Raw genomic sequence first — 15,856 nt, forward strand, 5'->3', positions numbered from 1 at the left:
GAACATATAGAGAACATATCAGGCGATTCGGAGTATGGCCGACAAGGTCTTCAAATTGACGGGAAGCGTGGCCGAGCGCCTCGCACTGGCGGCCGGTAGTGAACTACCCCCGCTCGAATGCGGGCGCCTGCACGAAATCCACGCGAGCGCAGACGACCGCGCCGCCGCTTTTGCCTTTGCCCTGTGCCGAAGCGATCTCAGGGGTGAGCCCGGCAAGCCCGGCGCGGCGGTGTTCGTGCAAATGGCCCGGGCACCCGGCCGGGCGATCCCCGCTGGAGACGGGCTGGCGCTGCTCGGCGTGCCCCCTGCCCGGCTGCTCTTTGTGGAGACCGAAAACGAACTCGACCTCTTGCGCGCGGGTCTCGAAGCGGCGCGCTGCCCGGGCGTGGAACTCGTCCTGCTGGAAACGCGCGGATCTTTTGCGAAGTACGACCTGACCGCCAGCAGAAGGCTGGCTCTGGCGGCCGAACAATCGCGCTGCCGGGTCATCGTGCTGCGTCAGGATGCCGAACCACGTCCCAGCGCCGCGCAGACACGCTGGGCCATATCCAGCGCGCCTTCCCACGCCCTCGAAGCCAATGCCCCGGGATCGCCCGCGATGGAGGCGACCCTGCTGCGCTGGCGCAATGGCCCCGCAGGCCGCCGGTGGCGGCTGGAATGGGATGGGGATCATGGAACATTCCGCGATGCAACTGACGACACAACCCACCGGGCGCCGCTGCCTGGCACTGTGGTTCCCCTATTTGGCATGCGAGAGGGTGCGGAAGGTAGCGGGCCCGAGCATACCCGCGCCGCCTGAACCCCTTGCCCTCGTATCGCGAGTAGGTAATGCCCTGCGCCTGACCGCCGTGGATTCCTGCGCGAACGCGGCAGGACTGGACAAGGGCATGACTCTGGCCGACGCCCGGGCGCGCTGTCCGACGCTGGCGACCCGTCCGGCCGATCCGGCGCTCGATACCCGCGAACTCGATGCTCTGGTGCGGACCATGGTGCGCTTCACTCCCATGGTCGCTGCCGATCCGCCCGACGGGATCGTGCTCGACGTGACCGGGTGCTCGCACTTGTTCGGCGGCGAAGCCGAACTGGCGCGGCAAGCCGTGTCCCTGTCCGGCTACACCACCCGCCACGCGCTGGGACCGAACGCGGCGGCCGCGCGTGCACTGGCTCGGCATGGCGGCAAAAACGAGGATGTGCTGGCCCTGCCCATCACCTCACTGGAACTGCCCGAGGAGGCGCAGGCGGCCTTGCGCAGAGCTGGCCTGCGGCAGATTGGCGACCTTGCCCGGCGACCGATGCAGACGCTGGCCGCCCGTTTCGGCGAGGAGATGGTCACGCGCCTGCGCCAGATCCTGGGGGAGGCTTCCAGCGCAATCGCCCCGCGCCGCGTTTCTCCGCCAATCCGTCTCGAAACGCGCTTTCCAGAGCCTCTTATCCGCACCGACGACGCGCTCGACGCTATCGAGGACCTGCTGGAGCAAGCGGCGCAAGACATGGAAGCCCGTCAGTTGGGCGGCCGCCGTTTCACGGTCGTGCTCTGCCGGAGTGACAATGCCCGGCGCCGACTGGTCGTGGAAACGGGCCGCCCGGAACGCGATCCGGCCATCGTGATGCGGCTGCTCCACGAACGGATCGACACCCTGTCCGATCCCCTCGATCCCGGTTTCGGCTTCGATTCGATCGAACTGGCGGTCTCGCGCACCGAACCGTTGCCCTCGCGCCAGATGGCGCTCGAAGGCGCGGCGGAAGACCTGACCGACGATCTGGCCGCCCTGATCGACAGGCTCAGCGTCCGGCTCGGCCCGAACCGCGTTCGCCGCCTCACGCCTTGCGACAGGCACTTACCGGAAGTGGCGCAAAAGCTGGAACCGGCCATGCGGGTGCAAGCCAGCGACTGGCCCAATGTGCAAGACCGGCCTGCGCGCCCGGTCCTGCTGCTCGATCCTCCGCAGCCGGTGGACGTGGTCGCCGGCGTGCCGGATGGCCCTCCGCTGCGTTTTCGCTGGAAAAACCGGTTGCATGAGGTCCGACTTGCCGAGGGGCCCGAGCGCATCGGGGCGGAATGGTGGCGCAAGCCGACGGGCCATCTTTCCGGCGAAAAACCGCCGACCCGCGACTATTACCGGATCGAGGATGCCGAAGGGCGGCGTTACTGGATGTTCCGGCACGGCCTGTTCGAGGAAACCTCCAGCCCGCGCTGGTATCTGCACGGGCTGTTTCCATGAGCGATGCCGGAGCCCCTCGCTTCCTGGAGGCGGTGGCCGCCAGCAACTTCAGCTTCCTGCGCGGCGCCTCCCACGCGCAGTTCATGGTCGCGCGGGCCCATGCGCTGGGCATGACCGGCATCGGCATCGCGGACCGCAACACCGTGGCCGGCGTGGCCCGTGCGCTCAAGGCATGGCGGGAACTGGGCGGAGCCGGAAGCGGTTTCCGGCTCCTCGTCGGCGCGCGACTGATCTTTGCAGACGGTACTCCAGACATAGTCGCCTACCCCACCACGCGCCACGGCTGGGGACGGCTGACGCGGCTGCTCACACTGGGTAATCGCCGCGCGGAAAAGGGCGAATGCACGCTGCACCTGCCCGACCTGCTCGAGCACGCGCAGGACATGGCCCTGATCGCGATGGACGGCGATGCCGCCCTGCTCGAAACCCTGCGCACCGCGACGCCCCATCTCTGGCTCGCCGCCACCATGCCCCGCGCCGGACGCGATGCCCGCTATCTGAAACAGCGCATGACACTGTCCGCGCGGACCGGCGTGCCGCTGATCGCCACCAACGATGCGCTCTATGCCACGCCTGACGACAGGCCGATGCAGGACGTGCTCACTTGCATCCGCGAAGGCCTGACCGTCCAGACCGCCGGCCGCCGCCTTGCCGCCAATGCCGAGCGCCATCTCAAGCCGCCTGCGGAAATGGCGCGCCTCTTCCTCGCCTGCCCCGAAGCCATAGCCGCCACGCAGGACTTGCAGGACTGCATCCACTTCACGCTCGACCAACTGGTCTACCAATATCCGCGCGAACCGGTGCCGGAAGGCTGGGAGCCGCAGAGCTGGCTCGAACATCTCGTGATGGAAGGTGCCAGGAAACGCTTCGGCGACCGATTGCCGGATGGCTACCGCAAGGTGCTCAACGAGGAGTTCAGCCTGATCCGCGACAAGAAGTACGCCTGCTACTTCCTGACCGTTCATGATATCGTCAACCACGCCCGCACCCGCGAACCGCCGATCCTGTGTCAGGGGCGAGGTTCGGCCGCCAATTCGCTGGTCTGCTACCTGCTGGAGATCACGCCGATCGATCCGGTGCGGGAGAAGCTGCTGTTTTCACGCTTTCTCTCGGGCGAACGCAACGAACCGCCGGACATCGATGTCGACTTCGAGCACGAGCGGCGCGAGGAAGTGATCCAGTACATCTACAAGCGCTATGGCCGCGACCGGGCCGGGATCGCCGCCACTGTCATCCGCTACCGCCAGCGCAGCGCCATCCGCGAGGTGGGCAAGGCGCTGGGTCTGACCGAGGACGTGACCAGCCGCCTGTCAGGCACGATCTGGGGTAGCTGGGGCGACGAGGAACTGCCCCAAAGCCGCCTTGCCGAGGCCGGCTTCGATCCCGGCAATCCGGAACTGGCGCGCCTGCGCGACATGGTCGGCCAATTGCTCGAATTTCCGCGACACCTCTCGCAGCATGTCGGCGGCTTCGTGCTGAGCGAAGGGCGGCTCGACGAACTGGTGCCGATCCACAATGCCGCGATGCCGGATCGCACGTTCATCGAATGGGACAAGGACGACCTCGAAGCGCTGGGCCTGATGAAGGTTGACGTGCTGGCGCTGGGCATGCTCACCGCGATCCGGAAGAGCTTCAACCTGCTGCGCGATCATGACCTGCGCGACCTGACGCTGGCCACCGTTCCGATCGAGGACAAGCCCACTTACGATATGCTCAAGAAGGGAGACAGCATCGGCGCCTTTCAGGTCGAAAGCCGCGCGCAGATCGCCATGCTGCCGCGCATGAAGCCCGAATGCCTTTACGATCTCGTCATCCAGGTCGCCATCGTGCGGCCTGGGCCCATTCAGGGTGGCATGGTCCATCCCTATCTGCGGCGACGGAACAAGGAAGAAGAGGTTGTATATCCAGGACCTAAGGGCGAAATCGAAGGCGTTCTCGAGAAGACACTCGGCGTCCCGCTGTTTCAGGAACAGGCGATGAAACTCGCCATGGTCGCAGCCGGTTTCACACCCGCAGAGGCAGACGGCCTCCGGCGCGCCATGGCCACATTCCGCCACAACGGCACCGTGCATCATTACCAGCCCCGGCTCATCGAAGGCATGGTCTCACGCGGCTATCCCCGCGAGTTCGCCGAGCGATGTTTCGAGCAGATCAAGGGCTTCGGCGAATACGGCTTTCCCGAAAGCCACGCGCAGGCCTTTGCCTGGCTGGCCTATGTCTCGTCATGGCTGAAATGCCACTATCCGGCAGTGTTCACCTGCGCACTGCTCAACAGCCAGCCCATGGGCTTCTATGCCCCCGCCCAGCTTGTGCGGGATGCGCAGGAGCACGGGGTCGAAGTGCGCCCGATCGACGTCAATGCCAGCGAATGGGACAATACGCTGGAGAATGAGCGCGTGCTGCGCCTTGGCCTGCGCCAGATCGACGGCTTTCGCGAGGAATGGGCGGAGATGCTGACCGAAAAGCGCAAGGAACGGCCCATCGCCGGAATGGAAGACCTTGCCCGCCGCGCCGAATTGCCTGCCCGCGCGCTGCGCCTGCTGGCCGATGGCGACGCACTGGGCTCGCTGGGGCAGAACCGGCGCGAAGCCGGGTGGGAAACGCGGCGCGTTCCGCCCGTCCAATTACCGCTGTTCGCCGCGCTGGATGCGCCGGAACTGGGCAAGGAACCGGATGCACCGCTACCGGCCATGACGCCGTCGGAAGAAGTCATGGCCGATTACCAGACCCAGCGGCTTTCCCTGAAGGGCCACCCGATGCAATTCCTGCGCGGCCATTTCGCAGAGCGAGGCGTTACCGACTGCGCCACGGTAAACGCAGCGCGGGACGGCACGAAACTGCGCGTTGCGGGGGTTGTGCTGGTCCGCCAGAGGCCCGGCAAGGGCAATGCGATCTTCATCACGATCGAGGACGAGACCGGGGTCGTCAACGCGCTGCTCTGGGCACGCGATATGGAGCCCCAACGACGCGCGCTCATGGCCGCACGCCTCATGGTGATCGATGGCGAGGTTCAGCGGAGCAAGGAGGACGTGGTTCACCTGATCGTCACCAAGGTCACCGATGCCAGCAACGCATTGTCCCGCCTCTCACAGGCACAAGCATCGCAGCCTCAACACGCTCTTCCCGACAGCGGACGCGGTGACGAAATCCGACACTCGTCGCATCCCCGCAATGTGCGCATCCTCCCAAGATCGAGGGATTTCCACTAACGGGTTGAGCGGGCGCAGTCGGCGAGGACGAGGTGCGGAAAGTGGTGACCCCGGCGCGATTCGAACGCGCGGCCTACAGATTAGGAATCTGTCGCTCTATCCGGCTGAGCTACGGGGCCACTTATCGGCGGTCCTTATCGATGGACGCATCATGCGTCCAGCCTGTTCGTAAATTGGTCGTGCAGGCGAGACGGCTCCCCTTACCAGCAATGGCAATCGCTTACGCGGCGCGGCAGAATGAGGAACAGGCAGACCGTGCGCCCCCGCCCGTGTGAAGGGTGGGCTCGCAAGGCGGTTGTGGCTGTTGTCAATTTGGCGCCTGAATCCTGTCGTTACCGATCACGCTCACGCCGGACATCTGTTCTATTCCAATTTGTCTCGGCCCAAAGCCGCAAGATCGCGGATAATCGCGGCAAGTTGACCCGGCAATCGCTCATCGTCGGCCGGATACTTGCTATCGAGCGCGGCCGTGCCGATCGTGAAGCCCGCTGCGCCCGCCTTCTGCACGGCTGCAATCCGCTCCGGCCTGTCGATCGAGCCCGCGACATAGACAGGCTTGGACACCGCCGAGCAGATAGCCCCGATCAAGGTCGAAGCATCCTCCGTCGAACGATAGGCGAGCAGGTCAAGCCCATGCACACCTTCACGGGCGGACAGTTCCGCCGCGCTGGAGACGATCTCCGCGATAGTCCCTTCCAGCACGCTCGGATGGCCGGAAATTCGGCCGGGAAACGGGAAATAGCGGATTTCCGTATCGGCAATGATGGGCAGCACGTCCTCGGCATGCGTACCGCCGAGCAGCACATCCACGCCGATATCAACCGCAACCCCTGCCGAGGCGATCTCGCTATCGCGGCCAAGCGAGACGACTTCGAGATAGGAGGTCGCCCCGCCCTCCCGGATCGCCGCGTTCAGCGTTTTCAGTCGGTCCGGCGACAGGCCGATATCCTTGAAGCCGATGTGCCGCACGCCAAGGCCCAGCGCGGTTTGGACATGTTCCATGGCGTCCTCGACAGTTCGATCGTTGCGCGTGAGCATGAAGATGAAACGAAGGCTCATGAAACTGTCTTTCCAAATTCGTCGGCGCCGCTTGGCGTGGCGACCAGTCTCCAGCCGCAGGCGAGCGCGGTTTGTAGACGGGCAGGATCGACCATTTCCCGGTCCGCAATGTCAAATGCCATTCCGTGATCCGCACCGGCGGACGAACGGCAGTTCACGCGTAATGCTCACGCCTTTTCAGATTGCCGATTTCTCACAAGGATTTGGCAATCGAGCAATGGGTGTCGCTTCGTACACAACGCCTTACGTTGGCTCGATCGCTGAAACTGCCCCGTGGCACATACCCATGTCAAAACGAGGTCAGTCCAAACCCCCTTTTCCTTTCGGTGAAAGTCAGGGGGATTTAGCGCAAATAGTGTGTCGACGTTTCGCCCGCTCACAAACCAATCGCACTGAAGCGCCCCATTGGGCCGAATGCCGGCATCGATGGCATCGTTGCCTCGGGCATTCTTAGAGTCTCGCGCCTCAGTGCGTGAAGGACCGCAATTCGCTCAATTCGCTTGTTCAGGCGGAACCACCGCAAACGGCAGGGGCGCCACGGCGATGCCTTCCTCAATAAGCTCCTGTGCCTGCTCGACACTGGCTTCGCCGTGGATCACTTCCGCCTCGCGCTCGCCGTAGTGCATGGCGCGCGCATCATCGACGAAGCTCTTCCCGACATAGCGGCTGTCCTTCAGCGCTTCGGATTGCATCTTCGCCAGTTTTCGGATCAGTTCGACGGCCTGGGGTGGCAGGGGCGCGCTGGCGACAGGCATTTCGCGTGGAGCGACCGGCTGCGGCTCTGGCTTGAAGACGGCCCGCGAGGACGGAACCGGTTCGGACCGCTGATTGCCCTTGCGCGCCAGCCTTGGTGCCTGAAGCGCCTTGCTGACATCCCCGGTACCGCATTGCGGGCAGCACAGGAGGCCGCCTTGCTGCTGACGCACGAAATCATCGGAGGATTTGAACCAGCCTTCGAACCGATGGCGCGCGCCCCGGCATTCGAGATCATAGACAATCATTGCGACACTTCTTGCGTTTAACCGCTTATTTGGCGATCGCGCGGCGATTGGCAAGGCTCGGCAATTGTGCGCGAACTTCGGCAATGCGCGCGAAATCGAGGTTTACGAAGCCAAGCCCCGCCTGCTCGCCGCCCATGTCGATCAGAACATCGCCCCAGGGATCGACCGCGATGCTGTGCCCGTAAGTCTCTCGTCCGTCCTCATGATGGCCGACTTGCGCAGCACTCAGCACGAATGCGCTGGCCTCGATCGCGCGGGCGCGCTGCATCAGTTGCCAGTGCGCCTTGCCGGTGGGCACGGTGAAGGCCGCGGGAATGGCAATCACGTCGCACTTTTCACGCCCCAGTGCCTCGAACAGCGCGGGAAAGCGAACATCGTAGCAGATCGCAAGGCCCAGGCGGCCCAGCGGCGTGTCCACCGTCACCACCTTGTCGCCCGGCGCATAGGCATTGGATTCGCGCCAGGATTCCCCGGTCGCAAGATCCACGTCGAACATGTGCATCTTGTCGTAGCGGGCGCGAATCTCGCCCTTGTCGTCGATCACGAAGGCGCGGTTGGCGTATCGGCCGTCACCGCCTTCGGGGCGCACCGCAAGCGAACCGATGTGGACCCACAAGCCTTCCCGCACCGCCGCGTCGCGCACGGCGGCAAGTACGCGGTCCTCGCTCTCCGTGACAATGCTGGCGGCCGCACGATCACGCTTGCGGTCCAGCAGGCCGGACATCTCGGGCGTGAACAGCATGGCCGCACCGCCCGCTTTCGCTTCGGCGACAGCGGCAACGATCGCCTCGGCATTGACCGCCGGATCGATACCGGTGGTCATCTGGAATAGCGCGGCGCGCGTCATCTGTCCGGCGCCTTACAGGCCGAGGACGGGGTCAAGCTCACCCGCACGGTCGAGCGCATTGATGTCGTCGAATCCGCCATAGGCTTTTCCGTTCACCAGCACTTGCGGAACGGTGCGCGCGCCGGGCACGCGTTCTTCCATTTCGGCGCGCTTGGGTCCGCCCATGGTCACGTCGTACTCCTCATAAGGCACACCCTTGTCGTCGAGCAGCGCCTTGGCCGCGACGCAATAAGGGCAACCCCACTTGGTGTAGATCTCGACCTTCGGTTCACTCATCAAAACGGGCTCCGTCAAAAGGGTTAGCGTCCCCTTGAAAGCGTGGGGCGCTACCATATCTAATCACTCGAGTCATGGCCCGCCATGGGGATGGCTCGATTACGAGGCGCCGAGCTTTCGGGCCTCATCAAACGAAGATTGCTCAGACGAGGATTTTTGTCATGAATCGCATCGATTTTACCCCCTATCGCCGCACCATGGTCGGGTTCGACCGCCTGTTCGACATGATCGAGAACCAGGCCCGCGCCAACGCCGGCGACAAGTACCCCCCCTTCAACATCGAACGTCGCGGTGCCGACGCCTATCGCATCACGCTGGCAGTGGCGGGCTTCAAGCCGGCCGACATCGACATCACCGCGCAGGCGAACCTCCTCGTCGTTCGGGGCAATAAGCCCGACGATGGCAATGAAGGCGAGATGCTGCATGTCGGCATCGCCCAGCGCGGGTTCGAGCGCCGCTTCGAACTGGCCGACTATGTTCGCGTCGAACAGGCAGACCTTGCCGACGGCCTACTCGTGATCGACCTCGTGCGCGAGGTGCCCGAGGCGATGAAGCCCAAGAAGATCGCGATCGGCGGCAATACGCTGACCGTGGTCGAAGGCGGCTCCGACGAGATAGCGGCGGCCTGATTGCAGCCCTGACGCATTGACATGATCGAGGGCGGTCCGGACATCCGGGCCACCCTTTTTGCGTCTACCGCACATCCCTACGCCGTTTCCGCGCTGGAACGCGAGCGTTGCAACCGATAAGCGGCACGCTCCCGACATAGCGGACCGCAATTCCACCATGCTCTCGATACTTCTGGTCGTCCTGCCGATCTTCGCGCTGACATTTGTCGGCTGGTTGGCCCGCCGCGTCGGCATCTTCAGTCCGCAATCGACCACCGAGCTGAACCGTTTCGTCGTCTATCTCGCCCTGCCCGCGCTGCTGTTCGACATCGTTGCCAAGGCAAACCTTGCCCAGCTCTGGCAACCGGGCTTCGTCGCCGTCTTCGCGATCAGCACTTTCGCGTTCTTCGTGCTGACCGTGGCCGCGAGCCGCTGGATGGGGCGCGACATCGGCAATGCCGCGATCCTTGGACTCAATTCGAGCTACTCGAACACCGCCTTCCTTGGCTTTCCGCTGCTGCTGGCGACGCTCGGACCGGCATCCCAGACGCTTACCCTGATCGCCACGATCAACACCGTCTGCGTGCTGTTCGCGCTCGCCATCGTGCTGATCGAATTCGGTAACCAGAAGGGCGGAAATCCCGCCGTTATCATGCTGCGCGTCGGCCAGGCGCTGTTTCGCAATCCGCTGGTGCTGGCCCCGCTGGCCGGCGCGGCGGTGATGGCGAGCGGCCTTGGCATTGCCGCCCCGCTCGATGCGTTCCTCAAGCTGCTGGGTTCGGCCGCCAGCCCTTGCGCGCTGGTCTGCCTCGGCATGTTCCTGGCCGAACCGCGCGACAAGGGCGAAGGCGCGGCTGGCACGACCGCGCTTCTCGTGGTGCTCAAGCTTTTCGTCTATCCGGCGCTGACGCTGGTTCTGGCGCTATGGGTCTTTCCCCTGCCCGCACCGCTGCGCAATGCGGCGGTACTGCTGGCAGCGCTGCCTACCGGCACCGGCCCTTTCATGCTGGCCGAATTCCACCGCCGCGAAGGCGCGCTGACCGCGAAAGTCATCCTCACCTCCACGATCCTCTCGATCGGTACGGTGACGCTGCTGCTCTCGCTTCTCGGCTGAAACGAAAAAGGGCCGGCTCCGCTGGGGAGGCCGGCCCTTCCAAATTCGATCCGGTCCGATCAGACCAGACGCGCCTGACGCAGCGCGGCAGCGATGAAGCCCTTGAACAGCGGATGCGGTTCGAAAGGACGCGACTTGAGTTCGGGGTGGAACTGCACGCCGACGAAGAACGGATGGTCCGGACGCTCGACGATCTCGGGCAACAGGCCGTCGGGCGACATGCCGGAGAAGATCAGGCCGTTGCCCTCAAGCGCGTCACGGTACTTTCCGTTGACCTCGTAGCGATGGCGATGGCGTTCCGAAATCTCGGTCGCGTCGTAGATCGCGGCGATGTGGCTGTTGGGCGAAAGCATCGCCTTGTAGGCACCAAGACGCATGGTGCCGCCCAGATCGCCACCTTCGGCGCGGGTCTGGAGGCCGTCTTCGGTCATCCACTCGGTGATGATGCCAACCACGGGCTCTTCGGTCGGGCCGAACTCGGTCGAGCTGGCCTTTTCGATACCGGCAGCGCGCGCGCCTTCGATGCAGGCCATCTGCATGCCGAGACAGATGCCGAAGAACGGCACCTCGCGCTCACGGGCGAACCGGACCGAGGCAATCTTGCCCTCCGAACCACGCTCACCAAAGCCACCGGGCACCAGAATGCCGTGCATCGGTTCGAGGGCAGCGGCAATTTCCGAATCTTCCTTCTCGAAGATCTCGGCATCGATCCAGTTGACGTTGACCTTCACGCGGTTGGCCATCCCACCGTGGACGAGCGCCTCGTTCAGCGACTTGTAGGCATCGGGCAGGCCGACGTACTTGCCGACGACGCCGATGGTCACCTCGCCTTCGGGGTGTTCGAAACGGTCGGTGATGTCGCTCCAGCGGCGGAGTTCCGGCGCGGGCGAGGACATGCCGAAGTGGTGCAGAACCTCCGCGTCGAGGCCTTCCATGTGATACTGGAGCGGCACCGCGTAGATGTTCGGCGCGTCGAGCGCGGGAATGACCGCCTGCGGACGCACGTTGCAGAACAGCGCGATCTTGCGGCGCTCGCTCTCGGGCAGTTCGCGATCGCAGCGGCACAGCAGGATGTCGGGCTGGATGCCAAGGCCGGTCAGTTCGCGCACCGAGTGCTGCGTCGGCTTGGTCTTCAGCTCGCCGGCAGCGGCGATGTAAGGCACCAGCGTGACGTGGACGAAGCAGGTCTGCTCGCGGCCGAGCTCGTTGCGCATCTGGCGCAGCGCCTCGACGAAGGGCAGGCCCTCGATATCGCCGACGGTGCCGCCGATTTCGCAAAGCACGAAGTCGAGGTCCTCGGTCTCCGCCATGGCGAAGTCCTTGATCGCGTCGGTAACGTGCGGAATAACCTGGACCGTGGCACCGAGGTAGGCGCCGCGACGCTCCTTGGCGATGATGTCCTGATAGATGCGGCCCGACGTAATGTTATCAGCCTGGCGCGCCGAGACGCCGGTGAAGCGCTCGTAGTGGCCAAGGTCGAGGTCGGTTTCGGCCCCATCGTCGGTAACGAAGACTTCGCCGTGCTGATAGGGGCTCATCGTGCCCGGATCGACGTTCAGGTAGGGGTCGAACTTGCGGATGCGGACGCGATAACCGCGTGCCTGCAGAAGTGCGGCGAGGCTCGCCGCCATGAGACCCTTACCGAGCGAGGAAACCACGCCGCCGGTGATAAAAATATGCCGCGCCATGGGAGTCGGCCCTTAAATTGCATGGGGGCACGAGCGCAAGAGCGCTGTGCTTCAATCCACAGATCAAACGGATGGCCAAAGACCAAAAAGCGATAGAATGCCGTCTGTCAGAGCCAGACGGCATTCTCTTTACGATGATACGCGGGGGTACCGGGCCGGTTTAGTGGCCAGCGGCACCCGAAAGCGGATCATTCGCCGGGGCCGGAGTGGCGCCACCGGTAGGAGCGGCCGGAGCGGCGGCCGGATTGGCCGCGCCGGCGAGCGGATCGGTCGGCGCGGGCGCCGGAGCGGCCGGTGCCGGCGCGGTGGGAACCGCTGCACGCTGAAGCGAAGTATCGACGTCGTCGCCGGTCTTGTTGACCGCCAGCGCCGCAAGCACGATCGAGAGAATCACGAAAGCCGCAGCAAGACCGCCGGTCGCGCGCGTCAGGAAGTTCGCCGCGCCGCGCGCCGAAAGCATGCCCGAGGGGCTGCCGCCAACACCAAGGCCGCCGCCTTCCGACTTCTGAATCAGAATCACGACCACAAGAAGCAGGGCAACGATGGCCTGGACCACGGTCAGGAAAGTGAACAGCATCGTGTTAAGTCTCGATCTTTCGGAGGGGGCGATTGCTCGTCCCGCGATTCAAGCCGCGCAGATAGGCGCTGGAGCGCCCCTGCGCAAGCCACCAGCCGGAATTCGAACGACATCGCTGCCCGTTCGCTTCCGGCAAAGCGCAACATTTCGGTGTCAGTCGGCGTCCAGCAGGGCCGCGGCGCCGATGATGGCCGTGAAGCTTTCGGCGCTCAGGCTGGCACCGCCAACCAGCGCTCCGCCCACGTCGGGCACGGAGAGCAGCTCGGCCGCGTTCTCAGCCTTTACTGAGCCGCCGTAAAGGATACGCACGTCCGCACCGCCTTCGCCATAAAGCGCGACGAGCTTTGCGCGGATCGCTGCATGCATTTCGGCCACGTCCTCGATCGAAGGTACGCGGCCGGTGCCGATGGCCCAGACCGGCTCATAGGCAATCGAAAGCTTTTCGGGCGCCCCGTCGGTACGCGGGCACGAACCCTCAAGCTGCGCGGCGACCACGGCGACGGCATCGCCCGCGTCGCGCTGCGCTTCGGTTTCACCGACGCAGAGAATCACCGCAAGGCCCGCACCCAGCGCGGCCTCGGCCTTGGCCTTCACGAGCGCGTCACTCTCGCCGTGGAGCGTGCGGCGCTCCGAGTGGCCGAGAATGGTGAAGTCCGCACCGGCATCCTTGAGCATGGGCGCGGAGATATCGCCGGTGAAAGCGCCGCTCTCCTCGGAACGGCAATCCTGACCGCCGACGCCGATCAGCTCGACAGCGTCGCGCATGCGGAAGATCAGCGTGGCGGGCGGAGCGAGGGCAACCTGCACCTTGGGAAAGCGTGCGGCAGCCCGGTCAATCGCGCGCGCCTCGGTAAGCATCGCGCGCGTGCCATGCATTTTCCAGTTACCGACGATGTAAGGCAGAGCAGCCATCTAACAAAAACCCTGAATCATTTTTTGGTCTGCGTCCGGCCACGTAGTTCTACCGCCGAGGGCGGGAATCAGCCGAACGCTTGCGGGGCGCTGCTAGGCAGCCGGGCCCGACTTGTCAAAAGTCGCGCCGCCCCAGAACACGCAAAACCGCCGGGACGGGGCGAATTGCGCCGAGTTGCCGCCCGGCGAGCGCCATACCCCTGCACTCTCCACGCCAACCACTGCAGGTCAGCCATTGCAGGATCGCATTGCGCCCCCTAAAGCCTGCGCCCGCATCGGTTTCGCCTTTGCGCTTGTCCGTATATTCGTTCTCCACGCTGATCGGCCCGGTCCATGCTCTCATTCTTCCGTAACTTCCTGAAGTCCAAGATCGGTGCCGGCATTGCCCTGGCGGTACTCGTGCTCATCACGCTCGCCTTTGCCGGCGGGGACATCAACGGCATGCGCAACTCCGCAGGCCTGGGCAGCGCCACGGCGGTTGCCACCGTGGGCGGCAAGAATGTCGAAGCCACCGAGCTGACCTCGGCTGCCAATTCGCAGCTTGAGCAGATCCGGGCCCAGAACCCGACAGCAACGATGAAGATGCTGGTCGCTGAGGGCGGTCTTGAGCGTATCCTCGACGAGATCATCTCGCGCACTGCGATTGCCGTGTTCGGTAACGATAACGGCGTTATTGCCAGCAAGCGCCTCATCGACAGCGAAATCGCACGGATCCCCGCATTCCAGGGTGTGGACGGCAAGTTCAGCCAGACCACCTTCCGGCAGGCGCTGGCGCAGAAGGGAATTCCCGAGCAGGCCCTGCGCGACGATTTCAGCCAGGGCCTGATCGCCCAGCAGCTCATGATCCCTGCGCAGTTCAGCGCGACCATGCCGCTCTCGCTTGCCACGCGTTACGCGTCGCTGCTGGAAGAGAACCGGAAGGGTCAGGTCGTGACCGTGCCGTCGATGGCATTTGCGCCCACGCAGGCACCGTCGCAGGCCGAACTCGAAAGGTTCTACAAGGCTCACTCGAACCTGTTCGTGCGCCCCGAACGCCGCGTGATCCGTTACGCCATCTTCGGCGAGGACACGCTCAAGAACGTCGCCGCGCCGACTGATGCCGAAATCGCCAAGCGCTACGAAGCGGACAAGGTCGCCCTTTATGCCGCACGTGACGACCGCAAGATCACGCAGCTGATCGTCCCGACCGAAGCCGCCGCCAAGGCCGTGGTTGCCGAAGTCGCCGGCGGCAAGTCGCTGGAACAGGCCGCCAAGGAAAAGGGCCTTTCGGCCGCCAACCTCGAATTCTTCAGCCACGACCAGCTTTCCGCGCAGTTCTCACCGGCAGTTGCCGACGCCGTCTTCGCGACGCCGACCGGTAAGCTCACCGCTCCGCAGAAGAGCGCGCTGGGCTGGCACGTGATCCGTGTCGAGCAGGAACAGAAGACCGCAGAGCGTCCGCTCGCCGCCGTTCGCGCCGACATCGTCACCAAGCTCACCGCAGAAAAGCAGCGCGCGGCCTTCACCGACCTGCTTTCGCGCATCGACGACCAGTTCTCGAGCGGCGCGAGCCTTGTCGAAGTTGCCAAGGCGATCGGCGCTACGGTCGGCGCGACCCAGCCCATCACCGCTACGGGCGCCGTCTATGGCAAGCCCGGCGAAACCGCTCCTGCCCAGCTTCAGCCGATCCTCTCGACCGCTTTCTCGATGGAGCAGGAAAAGCCGCAGCTTGCCCAGCTCACCCCGGGCACAACGGCTCCGACCACCGCCGGCTACGTCATCTATGACGTGACCGATATCACCCCCTCCGCCCCTGCCCCGTTCAAGGAAATCGTCACCGACGTGACCGAGGCGTGGAAGCTCGACAAGGGTTCGGTCGACGCCAAGGCAGCCGCACTCAAGGTTCAGGCTGCCGTGCGCAGCGGCAAGTCGCTGAACGAGGCCGTCGCCGCGCTCGGCAAGACGCTGCCGCCGGTGCAGGACGTGGCCATGAGCCGCCCGATGCTGACCGAAGCCATGCGCCAGGGCCGTCAGGTTCCGCCGCCGGTCTCGTTGCTGTTCCACATGGCCAAGGGCACCGTGAAGGTGCAGTCGGCCGGTGGCGGACGCGGTTGGTTCGTCGTCGCGCTCAACGACGTCCAGACACCCAGCCAGGGCAACCCGGTTGTCGTGCAGGGTACGCAGCGCGAACTCTCCAGCCAGCTCGGGTCGGCCTATACCGACGCGCTCGCCAAGGCGATCACCAAGCAGGTCGGCTCCGAGAAGCACGCCCCCGCATTCAAGACGGTGCGCGACCAGCTTGGCGGCACCACGCCGGCGAACTGACCGATTAACCCGTAACCCCCAAAGAAGGACACCCATCGG

14 protein-coding genes and 1 tRNA gene are annotated in these 15,856 nt (G+C 64.6%); 6 read left to right on the forward strand and 9 right to left on the reverse strand.

The window, feature by feature from the left end; all coding sequences use genetic code 11:
* Positions 1-34 precede the first annotated feature (34 nt).
* From AC1VVM_RS12630 to AC1VVM_RS12640, 3 genes are read left to right on the forward strand one after another with little or no spacing between them, the layout of a single operon-like run.
* On the forward strand, positions 35-799 hold the full coding sequence (locus tag AC1VVM_RS12630; RefSeq protein ID WP_482955122.1) for an ImuA family protein: 765 nt from the start codon (positions 35-37) through the stop codon (positions 797-799).
* The gene (locus AC1VVM_RS12635) at positions 687-2,222 is read left to right on the forward strand and encodes a Y-family DNA polymerase (RefSeq protein ID WP_482904202.1); all 1,536 of its coding nucleotides are present in this window, start codon (positions 687-689) and stop codon (positions 2,220-2,222) included. Before AC1VVM_RS12630 ends, AC1VVM_RS12635 begins: the two co-directional genes overlap by 113 nt.
* Positions 2,219-5,431 (forward strand): error-prone DNA polymerase, encoded by a 3,213-nt coding sequence (locus tag AC1VVM_RS12640; protein WP_482904203.1) that lies wholly within the window; start codon positions 2,219-2,221, stop codon positions 5,429-5,431. Before AC1VVM_RS12635 ends, AC1VVM_RS12640 begins: the two co-directional genes overlap by 4 nt.
* A 42-nt stretch (positions 5,432-5,473) precedes the next feature.
* Here the strand turns inward: AC1VVM_RS12640 and AC1VVM_RS12645 are convergent.
* From AC1VVM_RS12645 to grxC, 6 genes are all read right to left on the reverse strand, one after another.
* Positions 5,474-5,550, reverse strand: a tRNA-Arg gene (locus AC1VVM_RS12645).
* A 244-nt stretch (positions 5,551-5,794) separates the two neighbouring features.
* The gene (locus AC1VVM_RS12650; RefSeq protein WP_482904204.1) at positions 5,795-6,490 is read right to left on the reverse strand and encodes a hypothetical protein; all 696 of its coding nucleotides are present in this window, start codon (positions 6,488-6,490) and stop codon (positions 5,795-5,797) included.
* Entirely contained in the window at positions 6,487-6,612 is a 126-nt protein-coding gene (locus AC1VVM_RS12655; RefSeq protein ID WP_482904205.1) for a hypothetical protein, read from the reverse strand. The genes AC1VVM_RS12650 and AC1VVM_RS12655 overlap by 4 nt, the downstream gene beginning before the upstream one ends.
* Positions 6,613-6,981: 369 nt before the next feature.
* Complete coding sequence (locus AC1VVM_RS12660; protein ID WP_482904206.1) at positions 6,982-7,491, reverse strand: DUF1178 family protein; 510 nt, start codon at positions 7,489-7,491, stop codon at positions 6,982-6,984.
* A gap of 25 nt (positions 7,492-7,516) precedes the next feature.
* Entirely contained in the window at positions 7,517-8,338 is an 822-nt protein-coding gene (locus tag AC1VVM_RS12665; protein ID WP_482904207.1) for a carbon-nitrogen hydrolase family protein, read from the reverse strand.
* Between the two features lie 12 nt (positions 8,339-8,350).
* Positions 8,351-8,614, reverse strand: coding sequence for a glutaredoxin 3 (gene grxC, locus AC1VVM_RS12670; protein WP_132385456.1), 264 nt, complete (start codon positions 8,612-8,614; stop codon positions 8,351-8,353).
* A 161-nt stretch (positions 8,615-8,775) separates the two neighbouring features.
* On the opposite strand from grxC, the gene AC1VVM_RS12675 reads away from it, so the two are divergent.
* Together AC1VVM_RS12675 and AC1VVM_RS12680 are read left to right on the forward strand one after the other, a co-directional pair.
* Positions 8,776-9,243: an Hsp20 family protein gene (locus AC1VVM_RS12675; protein ID WP_482904208.1), complete on the forward strand. Its 468-nt coding sequence runs from the start codon at positions 8,776-8,778 to the stop codon at positions 9,241-9,243.
* Between the two features lie 157 nt (positions 9,244-9,400).
* Positions 9,401-10,336, forward strand: coding sequence for an AEC family transporter (locus tag AC1VVM_RS12680; protein ID WP_482904209.1), 936 nt, complete (start codon positions 9,401-9,403; stop codon positions 10,334-10,336).
* 59 nt (positions 10,337-10,395) lie between these two features.
* Here AC1VVM_RS12680 and AC1VVM_RS12685 read toward each other — a convergent pair whose 3' ends face one another.
* The 3 genes from AC1VVM_RS12685 to tpiA all read right to left on the reverse strand — a co-directional run bounded on the left by AC1VVM_RS12685 (position 10,396) and on the right by tpiA (position 13,513).
* The gene (locus AC1VVM_RS12685) at positions 10,396-12,024 is read right to left on the reverse strand and encodes a CTP synthase (RefSeq protein WP_482904210.1); all 1,629 of its coding nucleotides are present in this window, start codon (positions 12,022-12,024) and stop codon (positions 10,396-10,398) included.
* A gap of 160 nt (positions 12,025-12,184) precedes the next feature.
* A complete protein-coding gene (gene secG / locus AC1VVM_RS12690; RefSeq protein ID WP_482905101.1) occupies positions 12,185-12,598 on the reverse strand; it encodes a preprotein translocase subunit SecG in 414 nt (137 codons plus the stop codon).
* Positions 12,599-12,754: 156 nt separating this feature from the next.
* Complete coding sequence (gene tpiA, locus AC1VVM_RS12695; RefSeq protein WP_482904211.1) at positions 12,755-13,513, reverse strand: triose-phosphate isomerase; 759 nt, start codon at positions 13,511-13,513, stop codon at positions 12,755-12,757.
* Positions 13,514-13,846: 333 nt separating this feature from the next.
* Between tpiA and AC1VVM_RS12700 the strand changes: the two genes are divergently transcribed.
* Positions 13,847-15,817 carry a peptidylprolyl isomerase gene (locus AC1VVM_RS12700; protein WP_482904213.1) on the forward strand — a complete coding sequence of 657 codons (1,971 nt, stop codon included), beginning with the start codon at positions 13,847-13,849 and terminating at the stop codon, positions 15,815-15,817.
* The last annotated feature ends 39 nt before the right edge of the window (positions 15,818-15,856 follow it).

The organism is Novosphingobium sp. BL-S-33 (genome assembly GCF_056857025.1).